The following is a 24,680-nucleotide window of genomic DNA, read 5'->3' as shown; positions in this document are numbered from 1 at the left end:
GGAATTGCGCTTAGGTAAGCTCGGGAAGTACCTGATCGGGCGGACGGTGGCCGTCTACCCAGAAGCGGATATTGGCGATGATCCGCTCTCCCGCCGCGCCGCGTCCTTCGTGCGTGGCGCTGCCGAGATGAGGCAGGGCGACAACGTTGGGCAGGGCGAGCAGCCTGGGGTCCACTGCCGGTTCCTGTGCAAATACGTCGAGCCCGGCCCCGGCGATGCGGCCTGAGGACAGGGCGGCGATCAGGGCGTCTTCATCCACCAGCTTGCCGCGTCCGGTGTTGATGAGGCAGGCATTGGGTTTCATCAGGCCGAGCGTGCGGGCGTTGATCAGGTGATCGGTGCCGGGAACGGCAGGGCAGTGCAGGGTCACGACGTCGGATTCGGCGAAAAGCCGATCGAGATCGCCTTCGTAGCGTGCCGCGAACCCGCTCTCGATCGCGGCGGGCAGGCGGTGCCGGTTGTGATAGACGATCTCCATGCCGAAAGCTCTGGCACGGTGGGCGACCGCCTTTCCGATGCGGCCCATGCCGACGATGCCGAGTGTCTTGCCGGCAAGGCTTTGCCCCAGCATGGCGGAGGGGCCCCAACCGGTCCATTCTCCCCGGTAGAGCACTCTGGCACTTTCGCCAAAGCGGCGTGCCGTGAACAGGATGAGGGCAAGCGTCAGATCGGCGGTATCGTCGGTGAAGACGCCGGGCGTATTGGTGACCACGATATCGCGTGCCCGCGCGGCGGCGACGTCGATATGTTCGGTGCCCGCGCCGAAGCTGGCTATCAGCCCGAGTCGCGGACCGGCCTGTGCGATCAGTTCGGCATCGATCCGGTCGGTCACGGTTGGGACCAGCACTTCGCATTCGCTCATCGCCTGTGCGAGGGCGGCCCTGTCCATGGGCTTATCGTCCTCATTGAGAACGACATCGAAGAGTTCGGCCATGCGTGCTTCGACAGCAGGCAGGAGGCGCCGGGTGACGATCACGCGGGGGCGCTCGAACTGCGAATGGGCGAGGGGTGTTTCGGTAACCAGCGTCATTTCGGAAATGGGCTAGGCCTTCCACAGGCGGCCGGTCAAGAAACCTTGAAGAAGAGGCATTCGGCAGCGTATGAAATGGCGATGTTTCGCTGGAATATCCGACAGTCGATCGTTGCGGCCAGGTCCGTCATCAGGGGCCGTATCGTCACGGGAGCCGCAATTGCGTGCACCGCTGCCCTCTGCGGGGCGGTTGCGCCTGCCCATGCCGCCGATGACGACAAGGTTCCCTACTGGGCATCCATCGATACGGACCTGGCCAACCTGCGGGTGGGGCCGGGCGAATCGTACAGGATCGACTGGGTCTATCGCCGTCCACACCTGCCGGTGAAAGTGATCCGCCGCGAAGGCCCATGGCGCCTGATCGAGGACCCGGACGGCGACAAGGGCTGGATGCGTGACCTGTTGCTTTCCCGCCAACGCGCGGCGCTGGTCAAGGCGAAGGGGCTTGTGGAAATGCATGCCGAGCCCAATTCGTCGTCGCCGATGCTATGGCGGGTGCAACCGGGGGTGATCGGCCTGCTGGGCGACTGCAAGCAGGGATGGTGCCCGTTCGACGTGGAAGGGCACAAGGGCTTCGTCGATCAGGAAACGCTGTGGGGTGCAGGCGCGCCCTGAAGTATCTCCCGCAATAACCTGAACACAAAGAAAAACCCCGCCGGATTACGGCGGGGTTTTTCTTTTTCGGCCGAGTGGCGGTCCGGCCGGATCAGGCCAGTTCGATCGCCACCGCAGTCGCTTCGCCGCCGCCGATGCAGAGCGAGGCGACGCCCTTCTTCAGGCCCTTTTCCTTCAGGGCATTGATGAGGGTGACGATGATGCGCGTGCCGGAAGCGCCGATCGGATGGCCGAGCGCCGTCGCGCCGCCGTGAACGTTGACCTTGTCGTGCGGGATGCCGAGGTCGTGCATGGCGAACATGGCGACGCAGGCGAACGCCTCGTTCACTTCGAACAGGTCGACGTCCGAGAGTTGCCAGCCCACCTTGTCCATCAGCTTGGTGATCGCGCCGACGGGGGCGGTGGTGAACTTGGCGGGCTCCTGCGCATGGGCCGACACGCCCACCACCGTAGCGACGGGCGAGAGGCCCTTGTCGGCGGCGAAGCTGGCGCGGGTCATGACGACCGCGGCGGCGCCGTCGGAAATCGAGCTGGAGCTGGCGGCGGTGATCGTGCCGTCCTTGGCGAAGGCGGCGCGCAGGGTGCGGATCTTGTCGGGATTGCCCTTGGGCGGCTGTTCGTCGCTGTCGATCACGACTTCACCCTTGCGGGTCTTGACGGTGACGGGGACGACTTCGTTCCGGAACGCGCCGCTGGTGATCGCTTCCTGGGCGCGGCGCAGGGATTCGATCGAGTAATCGTCCTGGTTTTCGCGGGTGAGCTGGTACTCGTCGGCGGTCACTTGCGCGAAGGAGCCCATCGAGCCGCCTTCGTAAGCGTCTTCCAGGCCGTCGAGGAACATGTGATCGTAAAGCGTGTCGTGCCCGGCGCGCGCGCCCGAGCGGTGCTTCTTCGACAGGTACGGCGCATTGGTCATCGATTCCATGCCGCCGGCGATCACCACGTCGAGCGAACCGGACGCGAGCGCTTCCGCGCCCATGATGACAGTCTGCATGCCCGAGCCGCAGACCTTGTTTACCGTGGTGGCCTGGACCGACTTCGGCAGGCCGGCCTTGAGAGCGGCCTGACGGGCAGGGGCCTGGCCAAGACCGGCCGGCAGCACGCAGCCCATATAGATGCGTTCGATATCCTCACCGGCCACGCCGGCGCGTTCGACCGCGGCCTTCACCGCCGTTGCGCCGAGGTCGGTCGCCGAAACTTCGGCGAAAGCGCCCTGGAGGCCGCCCATCGGAGTACGAGCATAGGAAAGAATGACAATCGGGTCTGAAGCCGAGATTTGGGCCATTATTATGCCTTTCACGCTTGAAAATCAGGTATCCTTCGGAAGCGACGTAGTGTTGCACTGCACCAATTGCAATTGGTGACTCCTCCTCAGCGCAGGGCAAGCATGCTCCATCCCCATGGCGTTGGCCCAGCGCTTTGCAGGCCTTCGACAGCGGCGATTTTCGCAAGCTGGATGCTAAATCTTGCATCAATGAGGCGGCTTGCTGTTTTTGCTCCGAAATTGCCCAATCTCCCGACTTCTGCGGGTTTCGACTTGATGCGGCATCATGACGAACCGTGTCCCGCTCAGGGCTTGTTGCGAATGACTTGCAACACCGCAGAGTTCCGCCATTTATTCCCTTCGGACACCTTGCAGAGGGGGGAGGGCTGGCCTAAGAGCGCCCGCAACAACCGGGCACTGCCATTGGCATGAGTCCGGCTTGCCGTATCCGGTATGAAGGCCAGAACCATTGACTGATCTGTCACAATACCTGCCGATCCTGATCTTTCTCGCGATCGCGCTCGCGCTCTCGTCGGTGATCGTGCTGCTGCCGATGGGCGTCGCTCGCCTGACCGGCACCCACAACCCAAGCGCCGACAAGAACAGCGAGTACGAATGCGGCTTCCCCGCGTTCGAGGACCCGCGCAGCCAGTTCGATGTCCGCTTCTATCTCGTCGCGATCCTCTTCATCGTCTTCGACCTTGAAGCCGCGTTCCTGTTCCCCTGGGCCGTTTCGCTGAAGCTGACGGGCTGGGCCGGATGGCTGACGATGATGGTGTTCCTCGGCGAACTGGCCATCGGCCTCGCCTACGCATGGAAAAAGGGAGCTCTGGACTGGGAATGAGCACGCTCGTCAACTCCGCCGGCCAGCCCCTCGCTCCGGCACTCGCATCAGCCAACGTTCAGGGCGGCGCTATCACGCAGCCCGATCAGGCATTCTTCAAGGACCTCAACCAGGAAGTATCCGACAAGGGCTTCCTGGTCACCTCGACCGAGGAACTGTTCCAGTGGGCCCGTACCGGCTCGCTGTGGTGGATGACCTTCGGTCTCGCCTGCTGCGCGGTCGAGATGATCCACGTCAACATGCCTCGCTACGACATGGAGCGCTTCGGCGCCGCGCCGCGCGCTTCTCCGCGCCAGTCGGACGTGATGATCGTGGCCGGCACGCTGTGCAACAAGATGGCTCCGGCGCTCCGCAAGGTCTACGACCAGATGTCGGACCCGAAGTATGTCATCTCGATGGGCTCGTGTGCCAATGGCGGCGGCTACTATCACTACAGCTACAGCGTCGTGCGCGGCTGCGACCGCATCGTTCCGGTCGACATCTACGTGCCGGGCTGCCCTCCGACCGCCGAGGCGCTGCTCTATGGCGTGATGCAGTTGCAGCGCAAGATCCGCCGCGCCGGCACGCTCGAGAGGTAAGGGCACGATGACCGTTCTGCATTCCGCCCCCAAATTCGCCTCGAACGAAGGTGTGATCGAGACTCTCTCGGCCGCACTCGGTCCGGTGCTGACCGCTGCCCGCGAGGAGCACGGCGAAGTCGTGCTCACCGTCGCGCGCGACCAGATCGAGAACGCCCTGCGCCTGCTGCGTGACCATCACGAATACCAGCAGCTCATGGAAATGGCTGGCGTCGACTTCCCGTCGCGGCCCGAGCGTTTCGAAGTCGTCTACATGCTGCTTTCGGTGACGAAGAACCATCGCCTCATGGTGAAGGTTTCCGCGGCCGAGAACACGCCGGTTCCCACCGTGACCACGCTGTGGCCGAACGCGGGCTGGCTCGAACGCGAAGTGTTCGACATGTACGGCGTGATCTTCGCTGGCAACCCGGACCTGCGCCGCATCCTGACCGACTACGGTTTCGAAGGCCATCCGTTCCGCAAGGACTTCCCGCTGACCGGCTACGTGGAACTGCGCTATTCCGAAGAGGACAAGCGCGTCGTCTACGAACCGGTCAAGCTTGCGCAGGACCTGCGCCAGTTCGACTTCATGAGCCCGTGGGAAGGCGCCGAATACGTTCTTCCCGGCGACGAGAAGGCTGCGCAGCAGCCTGCGCCGCCGCCGGTCGAGAAACCGAAGACTACCGACAGCAAGGCTGATACCGGCGCCGGTGACAAGGCGAACGACAAGGCTGCCGAGAAGTCCGGCGATTCCGCGAAGGGAGACGACAAGTGAGCATCCAGCTCGAGCAGTCGCCGACCACCGGCGATGAAGTCATCACCAACTACACGATCAACTTCGGCCCGCAGCACCCTGCGGCGCACGGCGTTCTGCGCATGGTCATGGAACTCGATGGCGAGATCATCGAGCGCATCGATCCGCACGTCGGCCTGCTGCATCGCGGCACCGAAAAGCTGATCGAGCACAAGACCTACCTCCAGGCGCTGCCGTATTTCGACCGTCTGGACTACTGCTCGCCGCTGGGGATGGAGCATTCCTACGTCCTGGCGATCGAGAAGCTGCTCAACCTCGAAGTGCCGATCCGCGCGCAGTACCTTCGCGTGCTGTTCGCCGAGCTGACGCGCATCTGCAACCACATGCTCAACATCGGCTCCCACGTCATGGACGTGGGCGCGATGACCCCGAACCTGTGGCTGTTCGAAATCCGCGAGGATTGCCTCAACTTCTTCGAACGCGCTTCGGGCGCGCGCATGCACTCCGCGTGGTTCCGTCCAGGCGGCGTTCATCAGGACGTGCCGCTCAAGCTGCTGACCGACATCGCCGACTGGCTCGATACCCGCCTGCCGACGCTGTTCGAGGACGCGATGAGCCTCGTGGTCGACAACCGCATCTTCAAGCAGCGCAATGTCGACATCGCGCTGGTGAGCAAGGAAGACGCGCTGGCATGGGGCTTCTCCGGCCCGATGATCCGCGGCGCGGGCATTCCCTGGGATCTGCGCAAGTCGCAGCCCTACGACGTCTACGACCGCATGGACTTCGAGATCCCCGTCGGCACCAACTCTGACTGCTACGACCGCTTCATGGTCCGCGTCGAGGAAGTGCGTCAGTCGGCCCGGATCATGAAGCAGTGCCTCGCCGAGATGCCGGAAGGTCCGATCGCCTCCTCCGACCGCAAGGTTTCGCCGCCGAAGCGCGGCGAGATGAAGCAGTCGATGGAATCGCTGATCCATCACTTCAAGCTCTACACCGAAGGCTTCCATGTGCCTGCCGGTGAAGTCTACGTCGCCACCGAGAGCCCGAAGGGCGAATTCGGCGTCTATCTCGTCTCGGACGGCTCCAACAAGCCGTATCGCTGCAAGATCCGCCCGACCGCCTTCTCGCACCTCCAGGCGATGGACTTCATGTCGAAGGGCCACATGCTTCCTGACGCGACCGCCATCCTCGGCGCCATCGACGTCGTGTTCGGGGAGTGCGACCGTTGAGCCGCCTCGCAATCGCCGAAGCCATGATCGCGGCCTACAACGCGCAGGATGCCGATCTCTACGTGACCTACATGACCGACGAAGCCAGCGAAGCGAACTATCGCGGCGCTGTGGTTCGCGAGGGCAAGGAGGGCACGCGCTCGGGTCTCAAGGCGGCTTTCGCCAGGTGGCCCGAGAACAAGGCCGAGATCGTTTCGCGTGAAGAAACCGACAACTATGTCGTTTTCCGTGAACACGTGACGCGCGGTCCGGCAACGGACGGTTCCGATCTTGTCGAGCCTTTCGACGTTCTCGCGGTCTACAGCTTCGAGGGTGACAAGTGCTCGCGGGTTGAGTTCATCCGATGAAATTCAACACGCTCGAACTGACCCGCATCTGGGCCGCCGTCACCGGCGTGGCCCTTGCGGTTTGGTACTTTGCTGCCGTCTATATCGGTCTCCAGCCCACGGCCGTGCTGCCGATGCTGGTAACCGCGATCGGCGGTTTCGAATTGTTTCTTTTCGGCCAGGACCAGTGGCTGAAGCGCAGGGGTAAGCATGGCTGACCGCTATATCGAACCCGACTCGCCCGAACTTCGGGCCCGTTGGGGCAATTTCGCCTGGACCGCCGAAAACGCCGAAAAGGCGAAGGAAGTCGTGTCCCGCTATCCCGACGGGCGCCAGCGCTCGGCGGTGATGCCGCTTCTCGACCTCGCCCAGCGCCAGGTCGGTGCAGAGCTGAACACGCAGGGCTGGCTGCCGATCCCGGTGATGGAATACATCGCCGCCTATCTCGACATGCCGGTAATCCGCGTCGTCGAGGTCGCGACGTTCTACACGATGTACAACATCGCGCCGATCGGCCGCTTTCACGTGCAGGTCTGCGGCACGACGCCGTGCATGCTGCGTGGTTCGGACGACCTTCTCGCCACGTGCAAGTCGCGCGGCATGAAGAAGGGCCACATTTCGGAAGACGGCCTCTGGTCGTTCACCGAGGTCGAATGCATGGGCAACTGCGCCTCGGCTCCGATGGTCCAGATCAACGACGACAACTACGAAGACCTCACGTCGGACCGTCTGAACGCGGTGCTCGACGCGCTGGCGCGTGGTGAAACGCCGAAGGCCGGGACGCAGGATCCTGCCCGACACACCGTCGAGCCCGTCGGTGAGCCGACTAACCTGGCCGCGATGATCACGGCCAATCATGACTATCGGAGTGAGTGGTAATGGCTCTCGCCGACAAGGATCGCATCTTCACCAACCTCTACGGCTATCAGCCGTGGAACCTGAAGGAAGCGCAGGCGCGCGGCGCCTGGGACAACACCAAGGCGCTGATCGAGCGCGGCCGTGACGCCATCATCGACGAGATGAAGGCATCGGGTCTGCGCGGTCGCGGCGGTGCGGGCTTCCCCACCGGCATGAAGTGGTCCTTCATGCCCAAGCAGCCGCCGCTCGACCAGGCCGGCAACCCGAAGCCCAGCTTCCTCGTCATCAATGCCGACGAATCCGAGCCCGGTTCGTGCAAGGATCGCGAGATCATGCGCCACGACCCGCATCTCCTGTTCGAAGGTGCGCTGGTCGCCGGCTTCGCCATGGGTGCGCGCGCGGCCTACATCTACATTCGCGGCGAATACATCCGTGAAGCCGAGACGCTGTTCAAGGCGCGTGAAGAGGCTTACGCAGCCGGCCTGCTGGGCAAGAACGCCTGCGGTTCGGGCTACGATTTCGACGTCTTCGTCCACCGCGGCGCCGGCGCTTACATCTGCGGCGAAGAAACCGCGATGATCGAAAGCCTCGAAGGCAAGAAGGGCCAGCCCCGCCTGAAGCCGCCGTTCCCGGCCGGCGCAGGCCTCTACGGCTGCCCGACCACGGTCAACAACGTGGAATCGATCGCTGTTGCGCCCACCATCCTGCGTCGCGGCGCAGCCTGGTTCTCCAGCTTCGGCCGAGAGAACAACAAGGGCACCAAGCTCTTCCAGATCAGCGGGCACGTGAACCGTCCCTGCGTGGTCGAGGAAGAGATGTCGATCCCGTTCAGCGAACTGATCGAGCGTCATTGCGGCGGCATTCGCGGCGGCAAGGACAACCTGCTGGCGGTGATTCCCGGCGGTTCGTCGGTTCCGCTGGTTCCGGCCGCCGATATCTGGGACGCCCCGATGGACTTCGACGGCCTGAAGGCTGTCGGCTCGGGCCTCGGCACCGCTGCCGTCATCGTCATGGACAAGTCCACCGACATCGTCCGCGCCATCAGCCGGATCTCGTACTTCTACAAGCACGAGTCCTGCGGCCAGTGCACCCCCTGCCGCGAAGGCACGGGGTGGATGTGGCGCGTGATGGAGCGCCTGCGCACCGGCGACGCGGAAGTCGAGGAAATCGACATGCTGCAGCAGGTGACCAAGCAGGTCGAAGGCCACACCATCTGCGCTCTGGGCGACGCTGCGGCGTGGCCGATCCAGGGCCTGATCCGTCATTTCCGTCCGGAGCTTGAGCGCCGGATCGCCGAAAACGTCCGCGAGGCTGCCGAGTAATGCCCAAGGTCAAAGTCGACGGCGTCGAGATCGACGTCCCCAACGGCGCAACCGTGCTGCAGGCCTGCGAGCTTGCCGGCAAGGAAATCCCGCGCTTCTGTTATCACGAGCGCCTGAGCATCGCCGGCAATTGCCGCATGTGCCTGGTCGAAGTGAAGCCCGGACCGCCCAAGCCCCAGGCTTCGTGCGCGCTTCCGGCTACCGAAGGCCAGGAAATCCGCACGGATTCCGAAATGGTCAAGAAGGCGCGGGAAGGGGTGATGGAGTTCCTCCTCATCAACCACCCGCTCGATTGCCCGATCTGCGATCAGGGCGGCGAGTGCGACCTTCAGGACCAGTCCGTCGCTTACGGTCGCGGCGCTTCGCGCTACGACGAGAACAAGCGCGCGGTCACTGAAAAGTACATGGGCCCGCTCATCAAGACGACGATGACGCGCTGCATCCACTGCACCCGCTGCGTGCGCTTCTCGGAAGAGATCGCCGGTGTGGACGAGATCGGCGCGCTCTATCGCGGCGAGTCCATGCAGATCACCACCTATCTCGAACATGCTGCCAAGCACGAGATGTCGGCCAACGTGATCGATCTCTGCCCGGTTGGCGCACTTACCTCGCGTCCCTACGCCTTCGAGGCCCGCCCCTGGGAACTCAAGAAGACGCTGGGCATCGACGTGTCGGACGCCACCGGCGCCAACATCCGCATCGATGCGCGCGGCCGCGAAGTGCTGCGCGTGCTTCCTCGTAACAACGACGACGTCAACGAGGAATGGATCAGCGACAAGGCGCGCTACATGGTCGACGGCCTTACCAAGCGCCGTCTCGACAAGCCGTTCCTGCGCCGTGACGGCAAGCTCGTCGCGGTCAGCTGGAACGAGGCCTTCGCTGCCATCGCCACGTTGAACCCGGGCAACTCGATCGCTGCGGTCGCCGGCGACATGGTCGATTGCGAAACGATGTTCGCCGCCAAGAAGCTGGTCGGCGCGCTCGGTTCGACGCTCATCGAAGGTCGCCAGACCGGGATGGACTATGCAACCGACAGCCTCGCCGCCGTCAACTTCAACACCACGTTCGCAGGGATCGAGACCGCCGACGCGATCCTGATCGCCGGCAGCCACGTGCGCTGGGAAGCGCCGCTTCTCAACGTCCGCCTGCGCAAGGCGGTGAAGCGGGGCGCCAAGGTGTTCCTCGTCGGTCCCGAGTGGGAAACCACCTTCGGCGGCGAATTCCTCGGCGAAGACCTCTCGGTCCTCGGCAACCTTCCGCAGAACGTCGCCGATGCGCTGTCGAACGCGAAGCGTCCGGCGGTCATCCTTGGCGGTGCGGCGCTCGGCCGTGGCGGTCTGGAAGCGGGCCTCGCGCTCGCCGCCCAGTTCAACCTGGTTCGCGACCTTGAAGACGGCACCAACTGGAACGGCTTCAACGTCCTCCACATGGCAGCGGCCCGCATGGGCGGCCTGATGCTCGGTTACGCGCAGAAGGGCGGCATTGCCGATCTCGTCGCCGCCAAGCCCAAGGTTCTGCTCGCGCTCGGCGCCGACGAAGTGGACTTCACCCAGTTCGCCGGTTCGATGATCGTCTACATCGGTCACCACGGCGACAAGGGCGCTCATGCCGCTGACGTCATCCTGCCGGCTTCGGCCTATACCGAAAAGGCCGGCACTTACGTCAACACCGAAGGCCGCGTGCAGTGGTCCGACAAGGGCGTGTTCGCTCCGGGCGATGCCCGCGAGGACTGGACGATCCTTCGCGCCCTTGCCGACGCTTTCGGCGTCTCGGTCGGGTTCGACAGCTTCGATCAGTTGCGAAACGCAATGATCGAGGAAGTTCCTGCACTTGGCAGCGAAGGCCTCGCCGACTACGGGAGCGTTCTGCCTGCCGGGGGCGGTTCCGCTGCCGGCCAGATCGCCTATCCGATCAAGGACTTCTACATGACCAACCCGATCGCCCGCGCGAGCGCCGTCATGCAGCGTTGCTCGGCCGAACTGCTTCACGGTGAAGACCTGGCGGAGGCCGCGGAATGACCGCTTTCTTCCAGAATCTCGGGATGAGCTACGAGTGGGCATGGTTCGTGTCCACCGTCTGCGGCATCCTGCTCATAGCGCTGCCGCTGATGCTGGCCGTCGCCATGATCATCTATGTCGACCGCAAGATCTGGGCTGCCATGGCGCTGCGCCGCGGCCCCAACGTGGTCGGCCCGTTCGGCCTGCTTCAGTCCTTCGCGGACGGCCTGAAGGTCTTCCTTCAGGAAACCATCGTTCCCTCGGCTGCGAACAAGGGCCTGTTCCTGATCGCGCCGATCGTGACCTTCACGCTGGCGCTGCTGTCCTGGGCGGTGATCCCGTTCAATTCGGGCGCGATCCTGGCCAATATCAACATCGGCCTGCTCTACATCCTCGCGATCAGTTCGCTGGGTGTCTACGGCACGATCATGGCGGGCTGGGCTTCGAACTCGAAGTACCCGTTCTTCTCGGCGATGCGCGCTTCGGCGCAGATGATCTCGTATGAAGTCTCGATCGGCTTCATCCTGATCTGCGTCGTGCTGTGGGCGGGCACGTTCAACATGAACGACATCGTCTGGGCGCAGAAGGGCCACGTCTTCGGCATCATCAACGGTTTCGTCGCTAACCCGCTGCTGTTCCCGATGTGGGTCATGTTCCTGATTTCGAGCCTTGCGGAAACGCAGCGCGCGCCCTTCGACCTTGCCGAAGCGGAATCGGAACTCGTCGCCGGTTACCAGACCGAATATTCGTCGATGGCATTCGCCGCATACTGGCTGGGCGAATATGCCAACGTGCTCCTGATGTGCGCGCTCAATGCGACGCTGTTCTGGGGCGGATGGCTGCCGCCGCTCGACATCCCCGTTCTCTACCTCGTGCCGGGCTTCGTATGGTTCCTGCTCAAGGTCTTCTTCTTCTTCTTCGTGTTCAGCTGGATCAAGGCTACCGTTCCCCGGTACCGCTATGACCAGTTGATGCGCCTGGGCTGGAAGGTCTTCCTGCCCGTATCGCTGCTGTTCGTCGTACTCGTCAGCGGCTACCTCATGGCTACCGGACACTTCCAATGACCGTCGGACAACTCATAAAGAGCTTCACGCTCTGGGAGTTCGTGAAGGCGCACTGGCTGACCTTGAAGTATTTCTTCAAGCCCAAGGCGACGATCAACTACCCCTTCGAGAAGAACCCGCTTTCGCCCCGCTTCCGTGGTGAGCACGCCCTTCGCCGTTATCCCAACGGCGAGGAACGCTGCATCGCCTGCAAGCTTTGCGAGGCGATCTGCCCGGCGCAGGCGATCACGATCGAAGCCGCGCCGCGCGATGACGGTTCGCGCCGTACCACGCGCTACGACATCGACATGACGAAGTGCATCTACTGCGGCTTCTGCCAGGAAGCCTGCCCGGTGGACGCCATCGTCGAGGGGCCGAACTTCGAATATGCGACCGAAACGCGCGAAGAACTGCTTTATGACAAAGCCAAGCTGCTGGCGAACGGGGACAAGTGGGAGCGTGCTATCGCCGCTAACCTTGAAGCCGACGCACCGTACCGATAGGGGGCCGCGGACATGATCCAGACTTTCGCCTTCTACCTTTTTGCGGTGCTGACGATCGCTTCGGCGGCCGCCACCATCCTTTCCCGTAACCCGGTCCATTCGGTGCTGTTCCTGATCCTGGCGTTCTTCAACGCCGCCGGGCTCATGATGCTCACCGGTGCCGAGTTCATCGCCATGCTGCTCGTCATCGTCTACGTCGGCGCGGTCGCGGTGCTCTTCCTGTTCGTCGTCATGATGCTCGACATCGACTTCGCCGAACTGCGGGCAGGGTTCGTCAAGAACTTCCCGCTCGGGATGCTTGTAGCCGTGGTGCTGCTTGCCGAGATGGTGCTGGGCCTTGGTGCCTACAAGGCCGGCGCCCTGAACCTCGGCACGCCTGACGGTACGGCAGCGACGCCGACCGGTGCATCCAACATCGAGGCCATCGGCGGACTGCTCTACAGCCGCTATCTGTTCCTGTTCGAAGCGGCCGGCCTGATCCTGCTCGTCGCGATGGTTGGCGCCATTGTCCTGACTCACCGTCAGCGCGGTGACACGCGCGGCCAGAAGGTCAGCAAGCAGATCGCGCGTCGCCCTGATGAGGCGACCGTCAACGTCAAGCCGGAAGTCGGCAAGGGGGTTTCGCTGTGATCGGCGTCGAACATTACGTGGTCGTGAGCTCGATCCTCTTCGTGCTCGGCGTCCTCGGCATTTTCCTGAACCGCAAGAACGTCATCGTTCTGCTCATGGCGATCGAACTGATCCTGCTTGCGGTCAACATCAACCTCGTCGCGTTCAGCGCGTTCCTGCACGACCTCACGGGCCAGATCTTTGCGATGTTCGTGCTGACGGTCGCTGCCGGCGAGGCCGCAGTGGGGCTTGCTATCCTCGTGATCTATTTCCGTGGCCGCGGCAGCATCGCCGTCGACGACGTCAACCGGATGAAGGGATAAGGCCTTGCACCCGATCCTGATCATCGTCTTCCTGCCGTTACTGGCAGCGATCATCGCCGGGCTGGGCAACAAGCAGCTCGGCCACGTCCCCGCAAAGGTCCTGACGACCGGCGCGCTGTTTGTCGCCTGTGCGTTGAGCTGGCCGATCTTCATCGGTTTCCTGACCGGAAACGCCGAAGCTGCCGTTGTCCCGGTGCTCAAGTGGGTCCAGTCGGGCGCGATGACCTTCGACTGGTCGCTGCGCGTGGACTCGCTGACTGCGGTCATGCTCGTCGTCGTGACTTCCGTTTCCGCGCTCGTTCACCTCTATTCCTGGGGCTACATGAGCGAGGAGCCGGATCAGCCGCGCTTCTTCGCGTACCTGTCGCTCTTCACGTTCGCCATGCTCATGCTGGTGACCGCTGACAACCTGGTGCAGATGTTCTTCGGTTGGGAAGGCGTGGGTCTTGCCTCGTATCTCCTGATCGGCTTCTGGTTCCGCAAGCCTTCGGCCGGTGCCGCCGCGATCAAGGCCTTCGTGGTCAACCGCGTGGGTGACCTTGGCTTCATGCTCGGCATCTTCGCCACCTTCCTGGTGTTCGGCACGGTCTCGATCCCCGAGATCCTGCACGCGGCGCCCGGCATGGCCGGTTCGACCATCGGGTTCCTCGGCTATCGCTTCGACACGATGACCGTGATCTGCCTCCTGCTGTTCGTGGGCGCGATGGGCAAGTCGGCGCAGCTCGGCCTGCACACCTGGCTTCCGGACGCGATGGAAGGCCCGACCCCGGTGTCGGCGCTGATCCACGCGGCCACCATGGTCACCGCGGGCGTCTTCATGGTCTGCCGCCTGTCCCCGATGTTCGAGACCAGCGAAACGGCGATGCACGTCATGGCTTTCGTCGGCGCCTGCACCTGCTTCTTCGCGGCCACCGTCGGCTGCACGCAGTGGGACATCAAGCGCGTCATCGCCTATTCGACCTGTTCGCAGCTCGGCTACATGTTCTTCGCCGCCGGCGTCGGCGCCTATGGCGCGGCCATGTTCCACCTGTTCACGCACGCCTTCTTCAAGGCACTGCTGTTCCTCGGTGCGGGCTCGGTGATCCATGCGATGCACCATGAGCAGGACATGCGCTTCTACGGCGCTCTGCGTAAGCACATCCCGATCACCTTCTGGACGATGACGGCGGGTACGCTGGCCATCACCGGCGTTGGTATCGCGGGCTTCGTCGGCTTCGCAGGGTTCTACTCGAAGGACGCCATCCTTGAGGCGGCGTTCGGTTCGGGCACGGCAGTTGGCGGTTTCGCCTTCTGGATGGGCATCGCCGCTGCGCTGATGACCAGCTTCTACTCCTGGCGCCTGGTCTTCCTGACCTTCTTCGGAAAGCCGCGCTGGATCCAGTCGGAGCATATCCAGCACGCGGTGCATGATGCGCACGGCCACGGTCACGACGACCATGGTCATGACGATCACGCACATGACGACCATGCCGATGATGCACATGCTCACGCGGCTCCCGAACTCGGTTCGCGCGGTCCGGACTACACGGCGCATGGCGACGGTACGGGTGGCTATCACCCGCACGAGAGCCCGCCGGTCATGCTGTTGCCGCTGCTGATCCTGGCAACGGGCGCGGTACTTGCCGGCTTCGTCTTCCAGCATGCCTTCGTCTCGGAAGGGACGGGTGAGTTCTGGAAGGGTGCGCTGGTCTTCCACGAACACCTGATCCACGCCATGCACGGCGTGCCGACCTGGGTGAAGTGGGCGCCGTTCACCGTGATGTCGCTGGGCCTGCTGACCGCATGGTACGGTTACATCAAGAACATCTCGTTCCCCAAGGCAGTCGCCGAACAGCTCGGGCCGGTCTACACCTTCGTGTACCGCAAGTGGATGTTCGACGAGCTCTACAACATCATCTTCGTCCGTCCCGCATTCTGGCTCGGCAAGGTGTTCTGGAAGATCCTGGATATCGGCGTGATCGACAAGTTCGGTCCCGACGGTGCGGCCTGGGTCGTCGCCAGGGGTTCGACTTACGCGCAGAAGGTCCAGTCGGGCTATCTGTACAGCTACGCTCTTGTCATGCTGCTGGGCCTTGTCGGCGCCATCAGCTGGGTGATCGCGGGATAAGATGATGAGTGGTTTTCCGATCCTCAGTCTGATGTTGCTGGTGCCGCTCGCGGCGGCGCTGGCATGTCTCTACCTTGATGCCAAATCGGCACGCATGGTGGCGCTTCTCGCCACCCTTGCGAACCTTGCCCTTGGTGTCGTCCTCTGGCTGAACTTCGACGTCGGCGGTGCGCAGTGGCAGTTCCAGGAACGGCACGAGCTGTTCTCGGGCTTCTCCTACGCCCTCGGCATCGACGGTATCGCGCTGCTCCTGATCGAGCTTTCCGTCTTCCTCATGCCGATCTGCATCGGCGCGAGCTGGAACTCGATCGAGAAGCGCGTGGGCGAATACATGGCGGCGTTCCTGCTCGTCGAAACGCTGATGATCGGCGTCTTCACGGCCCAGGATATCTTCCTGTTCTACATGTTCTTCGAAGCCGGCCTCATTCCGATGTACCTGATCATCGGCATCTGGGGTGGCGCGGATCGCATCTACGCCTCCTACAAGTTCTTCCTCTACACGCTGCTCGGCTCGGTGCTGATGCTCGTGGCGATGCTGTGGATGGTCCACACCGCCGGCACGACCTTCATCCCCACGTTGATGACCTATGACTTCGATCCGCAGGTCCAGACCTGGCTGTGGCTCGCCTTCTTCGCCAGCTTCGCGGTGAAGATGCCGATGTGGCCGGTCCACACCTGGCTCCCGGCGGCGCACGTTCAGGCGCCGACCGCGGGCTCGGTGATCCTGGCAGGCGTGCTGCTGAAGATGGGCGGCTACGGTTTCATCCGCTTCTCGCTGCCGATGTTCCCGGAAGCTTCGGCCTACTTCGCGCCGCTGGTCTGGGGCCTGTCGATGGCCGCTGTCGTCATCACCTCGCTCATCGCGCTGGTGCAGGACGACATGAAGAAGCTGATCGCCTATTCGTCGGTCGCGCACATGGCGATCGTGACCATCGGTCTCTTCGCCTTCAATCCGCAGGGCCTCGAAGGCTCGATGCTGGTCATGCTGAGCCACGGTCTCGTCTCGGGCGCGCTGTTCCTCAGCGTCGGCATCATCTACGATCGCCTGCACACCCGTGAGATCAGCCGCTACGGCGGTCTTGCCATCAACATGCCGCGTTATGCGCTGTTCTTCCTGCTCTTCACGATGGCCTCGATCGGCCTTCCGGGCACCAGCGGTTTCGTCGGCGAATTCTTGAGCCTCGGCGGTATCTACCAGGCATCGAGCTGGACGGCGCTGATCTGCACCACCGGCATCATCCTGGGTGCCGCCTACATGCTCTACCTCTATCGCCGTGTCGTCTTTGGCGACCAGAAGAATGCCGATGCCGCCGCCATGGCCGACCTCGACCTGCGTGAATACCTGATGGTGATCCCGCTCGGCCTCGCGGTCCTGTGGATGGGCGTCTATCCCGAGAGCTTCATCGCTCCGATGCGCGCAGATATTGCCGCACTCGACGCCCGGCTCGCTCGCGCAAAGCCGGAAGGAGACGCCAAGTTGGTCATGGGCAAGGAAAAGCCTGCACATGAAGAAGCAGCCGCGCATGAGGGGGCACACTGATGGACTGGTCACAGTCGCTGCGCCTTATCGCGCCGGAAGAAACGCTTAGCGTCGCAAGCCTCGTCTTGCTCCTCATTGCCGCCTGGGGCGGTGACAAGGCAGCCAGGCTGATCTCCGTTCTCGCCGTGGCGGCGCTCGTCGCCGCCGGCATCCTGGTCGCCCCCGCGCTTTGCGGCGGCGCCATGGGTGCCGAAACCTCGGCCTTCTTCGGCCAGTTCCGTGCCGACGCCTTCGCGTCCTATGCCAAGATCCTGATCTACCTCTCGGCCGCCGTGTCGCTGGTGATCGCCCCGGCCTACTTCGACCGCTTCAAGGCGATGCGTGCGGAGTATCCGGTTCTCGTGCTCCTCGCCTCGCTGGGCATGGGCATGATGGTCTCGGCTACCGACCTGCTGACGCTCTACATCGGCCTCGAAATGAACTCGCTGGCCGCTTACGTCCTCGCGGCGTTCCTGCGCACTGACGGTCGTTCGGCCGAAGCCGGCCTCAAGTACTTCGTGCTGGGCGCGCTGGCTTCGGGTATCATGCTCTTCGGCATGAGCCTGACCTATGGCTTCGCCGGAACCACCTCGTTTGCCGGTATCAGTGCCTCGATGGTGCACGGTCTCTCGAACGGCGCGCTGTTCGGCATCGTCTTCGTCTTCGCCGGCCTTGCCTTCAAGATCAGTGCCGTTCCGTTCCACATGTGGACGCCGGACGTCTATGAAGGCGCGCCGACCCCGGTTACCGCGCTCTTCGCCACGGCCCCCAAGGTCGCAGCGCTCGGCCTGACCATGCGCGTTGCCGTCGAAGCCTTTGGCGACCAGGCGGCTGCCTGGCAGCAGATCGTGGTCTTCGCCGCGCTCGCCTCGATCGTCGTGGGTGCCCTTGGCGCCATCGGCCAGTCGAACATCAAGCGACTGATGGCCTATTCGTCGATCAACAACGTCGGCTTCATGCTCGTCGGCCTTGCCGTGGCAACCCCGCAGGGCATTTCGGCCATGCTGTTCTACCTCGCAATCTACGTTGCGATGACGGTGGGCGGCTTCGTCGTGATCCTCATGCTCAAAGATGCCGACGGTAACCCGGTCGAGGACATCGCCAAGATGGCCGGCCTTTCGCGCAGCCGTCCGGGCCTGTCCCTGGCGCTGGCGATGATCATGTTCAGCCTTGCCGGTATTCCGCCGCTCTTCGGGTTCTGGGGCAAGTTCCTGGTGTTCAAGGCGGCTGTGGACGGCGGCATGATTGCGCTTGCCGCCATCGGCTTCGCGGCCTCGGTGATCGGCGCTTTCTACTACCTCAAGGTCGTCAAGGTCGTTTACTTCGACGAACCTGCCGACGTGGTGCAGGGAGAGAGCGACATCTGGCACAAGCTGATCCTCGTGGGTTCGTGCGTGTTTATCTCGCCGCTCGGCTTCCTGCTCACCAAGTGGCTCGGCCACCTGACTGAAACGGCTTCGGCCGCTCTGTTCACCGGCCTTTGATCGAGGTCGTCGAAGAGACCGCTTCCACCAACGCGGACCTTTCCCGGCGCCTCGGCGCCGGGGAGGGGCTTGCGGAAGGTTTCTGGCTGCGTGCGGTCAGGCAGAGCGCCGGACGCGGCCGCCGCGGTCGCCAATGGTCTTCGCCTGAGGGCAATCTCTACGCCAGCACCGTTATCGCGCTGAGAGCCGATGACCCTCCCGTCCACACGCTGGCTTTCGTCGCCGCGCTTGCCGTGCGCGATCTCATGGCCCTGCGGCTTCGCGGGGGCACGGATTGCCAGTTGAAGTGGCCGAACGACGTACTGGTCGGCGGCGCCAAGATCTGCGGCATCCTGTTGGAGCGCACGGGCGATCATGTGATCGCCGGCATCGGCGTCAACGTGGTAAGCGCGCCTCGGCTGCCGGACCGGGCAACCACTTCGATCCTTTCGGAAAACCCTGCCCATAGCGGCGATGCACAGGCCGTCCTGGGCGATCTGGCGTCCTGCTTTGCCGCACGTCTGGTGCGGTGGCGATCCGAAGGACTGGCATCCACGCTGGCCGAATGGACCCGCCACGCCCATCCGCAGGGCACTCCACTGTTGGTGGCCATGGATGAGGAAGGGATGGTCCCGGGCGCCTTTGCCGGGCTTGACCCGGATGGAGCATTGCGCTTGCGTCTTGCCGACGGGTCCCTACGTGTCGCCCACGCCGGTGACGTCTCGCTCGCCTGAAGGAAATTCCATGCTGCTTGCCATCGATGCCGGCAACACCAATGTCGTCTTCGCGCTGTTCGAGGGCCGCACCTTGCGCGGTCGCTGGCGCATCGCCACCGATCCGCGCCGCACGGGTGATGAATATGCGGTCTGGCTGATGCAGCTTCTCTCGATCCGCGGCGTTGCCGCCGATGAGATCGACAGCATCATCATTTCCACCGTGGTTCCGCGTGCGCTGCACAACCTCGAAATTCTCTGCCGGCATTACTTCGATGTCGAACCGCTGGTCGCAGGCGTTGGCAAGGCGGACTATGCGATCGACATCGATGTCGATCAGCCCAAGTCGCTCGGCGCAGACCGCGCGGTCAATGCCATCGCCGCGCATGAACGCCATGGCGGCGATCTCATCGTCGTCGATTTCGGCACCGCGACGACTTTCGACGTGGTAGACTATCGCGGCGCCTACAAGGGCGGCATCATCGCGCCGGGCATCAATCTCTCGCTTGATGCTCTGGTGGGGAATACGGCCAAGCTGCCGCGTATCGCCATCGCGGTGCCTGCGACGAAGAGCGTGATCGGCCGTAATACCGAGGACCAGATGCTGATCGGCGTGTTCTGGGGTTACGTGGCGATGATGGAGGGCCTGATCGCCCGCATGCGCGCCGAAATCGGGCGCCCCGCCAAGGTCATAGCGACCGGCGGGCTAGCCGTATTGTTCGACGAGGCTTCCAGTATTTTCGACGCGGTCGATCCCGACCTGACGCTCGAAGGCCTCGCAATTCTTGCCGAAAGGGCATCCAAGAAGTGATTCCAGGTAACGAACTGCTGTTTTGTGCGCTCGGTGGGTCGGGCGAGATTGGCATGAACGTCAATCTCTACGGCTGCCAGGGCAAGTGGCTGATGGTCGACCTGGGCATGACCTTCGGGATGAACGAATACCCGGGGGTGGACCTCGTCTTCGCCGATCTCGACTTTATCGAAGGCGAGCGCGAGAACCTTCTGGGCATCGTTCTCACGCACGCGCACGAGGATCATATCGGCGCGGTTCCCTATTTCGCGCAGGAACTCGATGTTCCGATCTATGCGACGCCTTTCACCGCGCGCCTCGTCGCTGCCAAGCTGGAAGAAGCAGGTATCCTCGGCGAAGTCGAACTGATCGTGATCGATCACCTCGACGCGTTCCAGATCGGTCCTTTCGGTATCCGCTACGTTCCGCTGGCCCATTCGATCGCCGAAGGCAACGCGCTGCTGATCGATACGCCGTTCGGCCGCATCTTCCACACGGGCGACTGGAAGCTGGACGATGAACCGCAAGTCGGCACGCCTGCGACCAAGGCCGAACTCACGGCGATTGGCGATGACGGCGTTCTCGCGCTTGTCTGCGATTCTACCAACGTGTTCAATCCGCAGGCGTCCGGTTCCGAAGGCGATGTCTATCGCGGGCTGCTGGAGGAAGTGAAGATGCATCGCGGCAGGCGTGTCCTGGTCACTACGTTCGCCTCGAACGTGGCCCGTTTGCAGACGCTGGGCGAAGTCGCGCGCAAGACCAATCGCAAGCTTTGCGTGGCCGGGCGCTCGCTGGACCGCATAATCGAGACCGGTCAGGCCAGCGGCTATCTCAAGAAGCTGCCCGAACTGATCGACGTGGAAACCGCGATGGATCTTCCGCGCGGCGAAGTGCTTATCGTGGCCACGGGCGGGCAGGGCGAGCCGCGTGCGGCGCTCTCGCGTATCTCCGACGGCAATCATCCGATCAAGCTTGAGAAGGGCGACGTCGTCCTGTTCTCAAGCCGCCAGATTCCCGGCAATGAAATCTCCATCGGTCGTATCCAGAACCGCCTTTCGGACGCAGGCATCGTGATCGTCACGGACCGGCAGAGCATGATCCACGTTTCGGGTCATCCCGGACGGCCGGAGCTGGTCGCGCTCTATGGTTGGATACGTCCTGAAATCCTGCTGCCCGTTCACGGCGAAATCCGCCACATGCGCGAACAGGCCCGGCTTGGGCTTGAAAGCGGAATTCCCAAGGCGGTCTTCCAGAAGAACGGCGATCTGGTTCGGCTTGCTCCCGGAAATCCGGGCAAGTTCGGCGAAGTGCGCGCTGGGCGGCTGATCCTCGACGGCGACATCATTGCCCCGGCTGACGGCGATGCCATGATCATGCGCCGCCGGATCGCGTCCAACGGCGTGGTCTCGGTGGCTGCGGACCGGCGCGGGCATGTGAAGGTTGCGGCTATCGGCCTTCCGCTTGACGAGGACTATCCCAAGTTCGTCGAGGAAGCGCAGCGCGACGTTGCCGATGCACTCGGCCGCGCCAAGAAATCCGATCGCGAAGTGCGTGTCGAGGCTGCGCGCCTTGCCGCCCGGCGTGCCGCTACCCGCTGGTCGGGCAAGAAGCCGCAAGTGCAGGTGATGCTGCTGGAGGACTGACGATATGGCGATGCAGTGGACTTCGATGGTGGCGATCTACGGCCTGTTCTGGGTCCTGAGCGCCTTCCTCGTCATGCCTTTCGGCCTGCGCACGCCGAACGAAGTCGAGGGATATCGGGTTGAGAAGGGTCATGCGGACAGTGCGCCCGTGAACTTCCGCCCTCGCTTGATCGCGAAGCGCGCCACGGTTCTCGCCATGGTGCTGTTCGGCCTCTACTACGTCAATTATGCGCAGCAATGGATCACTGTCAGTGATCTTAATTTCTTCGGTAAGCCGCCGGTTCAGGACCTCGGTTACTAAGGAAATGGGCGGCTGAGCCAGCTCCAGCCGCCTTGACCTTTCAGCTCCGCAGCCGCTCGATGCCCTGGGCCAGCGCTACGTAGAGCTTGCCCATGTCGGACGAGAGCAGGGTAACGCCCAGTGCGTTGCCGTCGCGAGTGGACAGTATCTGCCGCAGGATCGACTCGAAATCGTGAATGTAGCGGCTCACATGCTCGCGGAAGGCATCGTCACGTTCGAAGAGCTGCTGGATCGACTTGACCTCGCCCGCGTCGAGCAGGGAAACCGCGCGGCGCGTGAAGATCCCGCGATCACCGCGAAGATAGGATGCCCAGGCCGTATCGGAAACTTCGCTGGACAGGGCTGAGGCGATGTCGATCGCATTGGAATTGAGCGATTCGGTGATGAGCGCGACACGACGTGCGAAGTCATTGTCCACCTGCTCCTCGGCACGCTCGCGCGCATGGGTGACGCGGCTTTCGAGATTGCCGACCAGTTCGTCGACCTTGGTGAGTTGGTCGCGAAGCTGGATCGTGGCCTCACGAGCGGCGCCGGAGGCATGCGCTACGGCTTGATCGAGCTGGCCGGTCACTTCCGCTACGCGGGTCCGCATGGACTTGTCGATGGCGCTGGCGCTTTCGGCTCCGAGCTCGTCAGCGACTTTTGCAATTCGCGCAGCCGCGTCGGTTTCGATATTCGCAACGACTTCGTGGATCGTCTTGTCCAGCGCGGCCAGTGCATTGCTCAACTCGCCGCTGGCCTTACCGGCAGCGTTCTGTGTCGCACTGTCGATATCGGCTATCGTGGTGCGAAGGACGTCCAGCAACTTTCCGTGGGCCACGCCGTGCTCTGAAAGCTCGGAGTGCATCGCCGAGAGTTCGTCTGCAAGCGACTTGAGGTTTTCGCCCGATTGTTCGACGCCGCCGGCCAGTTCCGCACCGCTCTGCGCGGATTGGCGAAGCGCTTCGAGCACGGTGGCGACGCCGGCCTGAAGCCGGTTGAGCCGATCTTCCGAAACTGCAAGAGCTTCGGGCAAGTCATGATGGGCGTACCGGGCGCTGCCCTGGATCAGTTCGAGCAGCCGCACGCTAGTCTCGGTCAGTTTCTCTGCATCGCCGTCTGTGGCGAGAAGCGTGGCACGGGCGGCAGTCAGCCGTTCGGTAAGCGAAGTCAGGCTACCGCGCAGACGGTTTTCCAGAGCCTCGCTGCTGGTGGCGATGGCGCCGAAGCGCGCCTCGTAAGTGCCCAGTTCCCCGGTGATGGCGGCAGCACGTTCGCCGAGAGTGGCCGCCTGCAGGCGTTGGCGTTCGAGCCTTTCGGACATGGCATTGTCGAGTTCGCCGAGCATGTGTTCGATGCGGGTAATGGCGCGGCGTTCCTGCTCGGCCTGGCGCAACTGGCGCTCGCTGGTGTCTTTGTCGAGCTGCTCGCGGCGCTCGGCAATCGCACGGTCAAGCGCCTGGGCATCATTGCCGATGGCGGCGACGGAGCCGCGCAAGGCGGAAACGGCGGCATCCTGGGTAAGAGCGATGCCGCGCGCGACTTCCCCCTGTTCCTCATGCAATTCGTCGAGAGCCTGGCGCCAGGCCGCTGCGGCGCGTCCTTCGCCGTCGCGCAGGGCTCGCGAAACCACATCGCTTTCCTCGCGCAGGGCGACGAGGCGGGCACGGAGAGAGGTCAGGCTTTCCGCTTCATGCAGATCAAGCTGTGCGCGGGACTGGGAAATCTCGTCTTCCAAGGCAGCAGCGCGAGTGCGGATCGAGGCGAGGGCTTCGACTTCGTGACGGTCCAGATCGAGGCGGAAGGTCTGGCCGCGTTCGGTAAGTGCGGCAAAGCGTTCATCGGCGAGGGCGCCGACCTGCTCGCAGCGCGCGGCGATCTCGCCCAGTGCACCATCGACCGCTTCTCGCAAGTTTGCGACCTGCCGTTCGCTTGCAGATCCATATTCGTTGAGGCGGTTGAAGCCGTTTATCATGTCTTCGAGCTGCACATGTGCTGCGCGCCCGGCATTGCCGATATTGTTCGTGACGTCCTTGGCCGAACTGGCGATGACGGGCAATTGCCCGCGGAGCTTCTCCATGTTGTCGAGCGCGGCCTGGCTGACGCCGCTGATCGAATCGACACGGGCGCCGTTATCGCGGATCAGGTCCTGGAGCCGTTCGGCATTGCTGGAGAGCCGTTCGGCGGCGATGCGGCCGAGCGCTTCGAGATCGCGGGACTGGGCGGCTATGAATTCGCGTGCGAGGCTAAGTTCGCGGTTCACGGCGGTGAGGCGTGTCTCAAGCTGCGCGGATTCGGTGGAAAGCATGCGCGCCACGTCGCCGAAGCGCTGCCCTTCGCGGGTGCTGTGACGCAGCGCCAGCAGCCAGCCTACCGCAATGAGAAGCAGCGGAACCGTCAACTGGACCATCAGCGGCGGAACCGCGTCGGCGGTGATCCCTGCACGCAGGACCGGCCACTGGGCATAGAGGAAGAATGCTGTCCAGCCGATCGCGGCTGCGCCGGCGAGTGCCGGCACGGTCCAGTCGAACCTGTGCGGCGGCGATGCCTCGCCTTCGGAGGCAACCCAGGCTTCGTGCCAGGCCTCTTCCGGGACGGTCATCTCGCCGTGCGCCTCGGAGGAAGGGGGAGCCCCTTCGGTCCGGTCCGGATTGCCTTCGACAGAATTGCCGTCATTGCCGTTCGCGCCGAACGCGATGATCCTGTTTTCCCCAGCCATGGCCGCAGGATACCACGCGCGAAGCTGCGATAAACCCTCCTTTCATCGGCTTTGGCGGTTTTCTGCGGGAAAGTGGCGAACCGAACGGAAAACTGCGGCGAATTGCGCCAAGCAGTTAGGCATGCTGGTTCAAACCGCGTTTCCCGCTCAGCCGTCTTCGCGATCGATGTTT

24 protein-coding genes are annotated in these 24,680 nt (G+C 63.4%); 21 read left to right on the top strand and 3 right to left on the bottom strand.

Translation table 11 applies throughout. The features are described from left to right. Positions 1–10: 10 nt before the first annotated feature. The gene (locus U9J33_RS12185) at positions 11–1,030 is read right to left on the bottom strand and encodes a D-glycerate dehydrogenase (RefSeq protein ID WP_324695596.1); all 1,020 of its coding nucleotides are present in this window, start codon (positions 1,028–1,030) and stop codon (positions 11–13) included. Positions 1,031–1,111: 81 nt separating this feature from the next. On the opposite strand from U9J33_RS12185, the gene U9J33_RS12180 reads away from it, so the two are divergent. Next, entirely contained in the window at positions 1,112–1,645 is a 534-nt protein-coding gene (locus U9J33_RS12180; RefSeq protein WP_185998771.1) for an SH3 domain-containing protein, read from the top strand. A 91-nt stretch (positions 1,646–1,736) separates the two neighbouring features. On the opposite strand, the gene U9J33_RS12175 is transcribed toward U9J33_RS12180, so the two are convergent. Beyond that, positions 1,737–2,930 (bottom strand): acetyl-CoA C-acyltransferase, encoded by a 1,194-nt coding sequence (locus U9J33_RS12175; RefSeq protein WP_132469004.1) that lies wholly within the window; start codon positions 2,928–2,930, stop codon positions 1,737–1,739. Between the two features lie 448 nt (positions 2,931–3,378). Between U9J33_RS12175 and U9J33_RS12170 the strand changes: the two genes are divergently transcribed. From U9J33_RS12170 to U9J33_RS12075, 20 genes are read left to right on the top strand one after another with little or no spacing between them, the layout of a single operon-like run. Then, the gene (locus tag U9J33_RS12170; protein ID WP_054437662.1) at positions 3,379–3,753 is read left to right on the top strand and encodes an NADH-quinone oxidoreductase subunit A; all 375 of its coding nucleotides are present in this window, start codon (positions 3,379–3,381) and stop codon (positions 3,751–3,753) included. After that, a complete protein-coding gene (locus tag U9J33_RS12165) occupies positions 3,750–4,331 on the top strand; it encodes a NuoB/complex I 20 kDa subunit family protein (protein ID WP_054437661.1) in 582 nt (193 codons plus the stop codon). The genes U9J33_RS12170 and U9J33_RS12165 overlap by 4 nt, the downstream gene beginning before the upstream one ends. Positions 4,332–4,338: 7 nt before the next feature. Beyond that, positions 4,339–5,085: an NADH-quinone oxidoreductase subunit C gene (locus U9J33_RS12160; protein ID WP_054437660.1), complete on the top strand. Its 747-nt coding sequence runs from the start codon at positions 4,339–4,341 to the stop codon at positions 5,083–5,085. Continuing rightward, positions 5,082–6,293 carry an NADH-quinone oxidoreductase subunit D gene (locus U9J33_RS12155; RefSeq protein ID WP_054437659.1) on the top strand — a complete coding sequence of 404 codons (1,212 nt, stop codon included), beginning with the start codon at positions 5,082–5,084 and terminating at the stop codon, positions 6,291–6,293. The genes U9J33_RS12160 and U9J33_RS12155 overlap by 4 nt, the downstream gene beginning before the upstream one ends. After that, positions 6,290–6,640 carry a nuclear transport factor 2 family protein gene (locus U9J33_RS12150; protein WP_054437657.1) on the top strand — a complete coding sequence of 117 codons (351 nt, stop codon included), beginning with the start codon at positions 6,290–6,292 and terminating at the stop codon, positions 6,638–6,640. The genes U9J33_RS12155 and U9J33_RS12150 overlap by 4 nt, the downstream gene beginning before the upstream one ends. After that, positions 6,637–6,837: a hypothetical protein gene (locus U9J33_RS12145; RefSeq protein WP_054437656.1), complete on the top strand. Its 201-nt coding sequence runs from the start codon at positions 6,637–6,639 to the stop codon at positions 6,835–6,837. Before U9J33_RS12150 ends, U9J33_RS12145 begins: the two co-directional genes overlap by 4 nt. Continuing rightward, the gene (locus U9J33_RS12140) at positions 6,830–7,498 is read left to right on the top strand and encodes a complex I 24 kDa subunit family protein (RefSeq protein WP_185997316.1); all 669 of its coding nucleotides are present in this window, start codon (positions 6,830–6,832) and stop codon (positions 7,496–7,498) included. The genes U9J33_RS12145 and U9J33_RS12140 overlap by 8 nt, the downstream gene beginning before the upstream one ends. Beyond that, positions 7,498–8,799 (top strand): NADH-quinone oxidoreductase subunit NuoF, encoded by a 1,302-nt coding sequence (gene nuoF, locus U9J33_RS12135; protein WP_324695587.1) that lies wholly within the window; start codon positions 7,498–7,500, stop codon positions 8,797–8,799. The genes U9J33_RS12140 and nuoF overlap by 1 nt, the downstream gene beginning before the upstream one ends. Further along, the gene (nuoG, locus tag U9J33_RS12130) at positions 8,799–10,817 is read left to right on the top strand and encodes an NADH-quinone oxidoreductase subunit NuoG (protein ID WP_324695584.1); all 2,019 of its coding nucleotides are present in this window, start codon (positions 8,799–8,801) and stop codon (positions 10,815–10,817) included. Before nuoF ends, nuoG begins: the two co-directional genes overlap by 1 nt. After that, positions 10,814–11,860, top strand: coding sequence for an NADH-quinone oxidoreductase subunit NuoH (nuoH, locus tag U9J33_RS12125; protein WP_054437647.1), 1,047 nt, complete (start codon positions 10,814–10,816; stop codon positions 11,858–11,860). The genes nuoG and nuoH overlap by 4 nt, the downstream gene beginning before the upstream one ends. Then, positions 11,857–12,342, top strand: coding sequence for an NADH-quinone oxidoreductase subunit NuoI (gene nuoI / locus U9J33_RS12120; RefSeq protein ID WP_054437645.1), 486 nt, complete (start codon positions 11,857–11,859; stop codon positions 12,340–12,342). Before nuoH ends, nuoI begins: the two co-directional genes overlap by 4 nt. A gap of 12 nt (positions 12,343–12,354) precedes the next feature. Then, positions 12,355–12,972, top strand: coding sequence for an NADH-quinone oxidoreductase subunit J (locus tag U9J33_RS12115; protein WP_054437644.1), 618 nt, complete (start codon positions 12,355–12,357; stop codon positions 12,970–12,972). Then, positions 12,969–13,274, top strand: a complete 306-nt coding sequence (gene nuoK, locus U9J33_RS12110) for an NADH-quinone oxidoreductase subunit NuoK (protein WP_054437643.1) — start codon at positions 12,969–12,971, stop codon at positions 13,272–13,274. Before U9J33_RS12115 ends, nuoK begins: the two co-directional genes overlap by 4 nt. A gap of 4 nt (positions 13,275–13,278) precedes the next feature. Beyond that, positions 13,279–15,381: an NADH-quinone oxidoreductase subunit L gene (gene nuoL / locus U9J33_RS12105; protein ID WP_324695579.1), complete on the top strand. Its 2,103-nt coding sequence runs from the start codon at positions 13,279–13,281 to the stop codon at positions 15,379–15,381. Positions 15,382–15,385: 4 nt separating this feature from the next. After that, positions 15,386–16,921: an NADH-quinone oxidoreductase subunit M gene (locus tag U9J33_RS12100; RefSeq protein WP_054437687.1), complete on the top strand. Its 1,536-nt coding sequence runs from the start codon at positions 15,386–15,388 to the stop codon at positions 16,919–16,921. After that, on the top strand, positions 16,921–18,384 hold the full coding sequence (gene nuoN, locus U9J33_RS12095; protein WP_054437642.1) for an NADH-quinone oxidoreductase subunit NuoN: 1,464 nt from the start codon (positions 16,921–16,923) through the stop codon (positions 18,382–18,384). Before U9J33_RS12100 ends, nuoN begins: the two co-directional genes overlap by 1 nt. After that, entirely contained in the window at positions 18,381–19,097 is a 717-nt protein-coding gene (locus tag U9J33_RS12090) for a biotin--[acetyl-CoA-carboxylase] ligase (protein WP_324695576.1), read from the top strand. The genes nuoN and U9J33_RS12090 overlap by 4 nt, the downstream gene beginning before the upstream one ends. 10 nt (positions 19,098–19,107) lie before the next feature. Further along, positions 19,108–19,887, top strand: a complete 780-nt coding sequence (locus U9J33_RS12085; RefSeq protein ID WP_054437641.1) for a type III pantothenate kinase — start codon at positions 19,108–19,110, stop codon at positions 19,885–19,887. Further along, on the top strand, positions 19,884–21,509 hold the full coding sequence (locus U9J33_RS12080; protein ID WP_324695574.1) for a ribonuclease J: 1,626 nt from the start codon (positions 19,884–19,886) through the stop codon (positions 21,507–21,509). The genes U9J33_RS12085 and U9J33_RS12080 overlap by 4 nt, the downstream gene beginning before the upstream one ends. Before the next feature lie 10 nt (positions 21,510–21,519). Next, positions 21,520–21,810: a DUF1467 family protein gene (locus U9J33_RS12075; RefSeq protein ID WP_054437634.1), complete on the top strand. Its 291-nt coding sequence runs from the start codon at positions 21,520–21,522 to the stop codon at positions 21,808–21,810. A 40-nt stretch (positions 21,811–21,850) separates the two neighbouring features. Here U9J33_RS12075 and U9J33_RS12070 read toward each other — a convergent pair whose 3' ends face one another. Further along, positions 21,851–24,508 carry an ATPase gene (locus U9J33_RS12070; RefSeq protein ID WP_324695572.1) on the bottom strand — a complete coding sequence of 886 codons (2,658 nt, stop codon included), beginning with the start codon at positions 24,506–24,508 and terminating at the stop codon, positions 21,851–21,853. Positions 24,509–24,680 lie beyond the last annotated feature (172 nt).

This window comes from Novosphingobium sp. RL4 (assembly GCF_035658495.1).
Classification (GTDB): domain Bacteria; phylum Pseudomonadota; class Alphaproteobacteria; order Sphingomonadales; family Sphingomonadaceae; genus Novosphingobium.
This window is presented reverse-complemented; position numbering and strand designations above follow the sequence as displayed.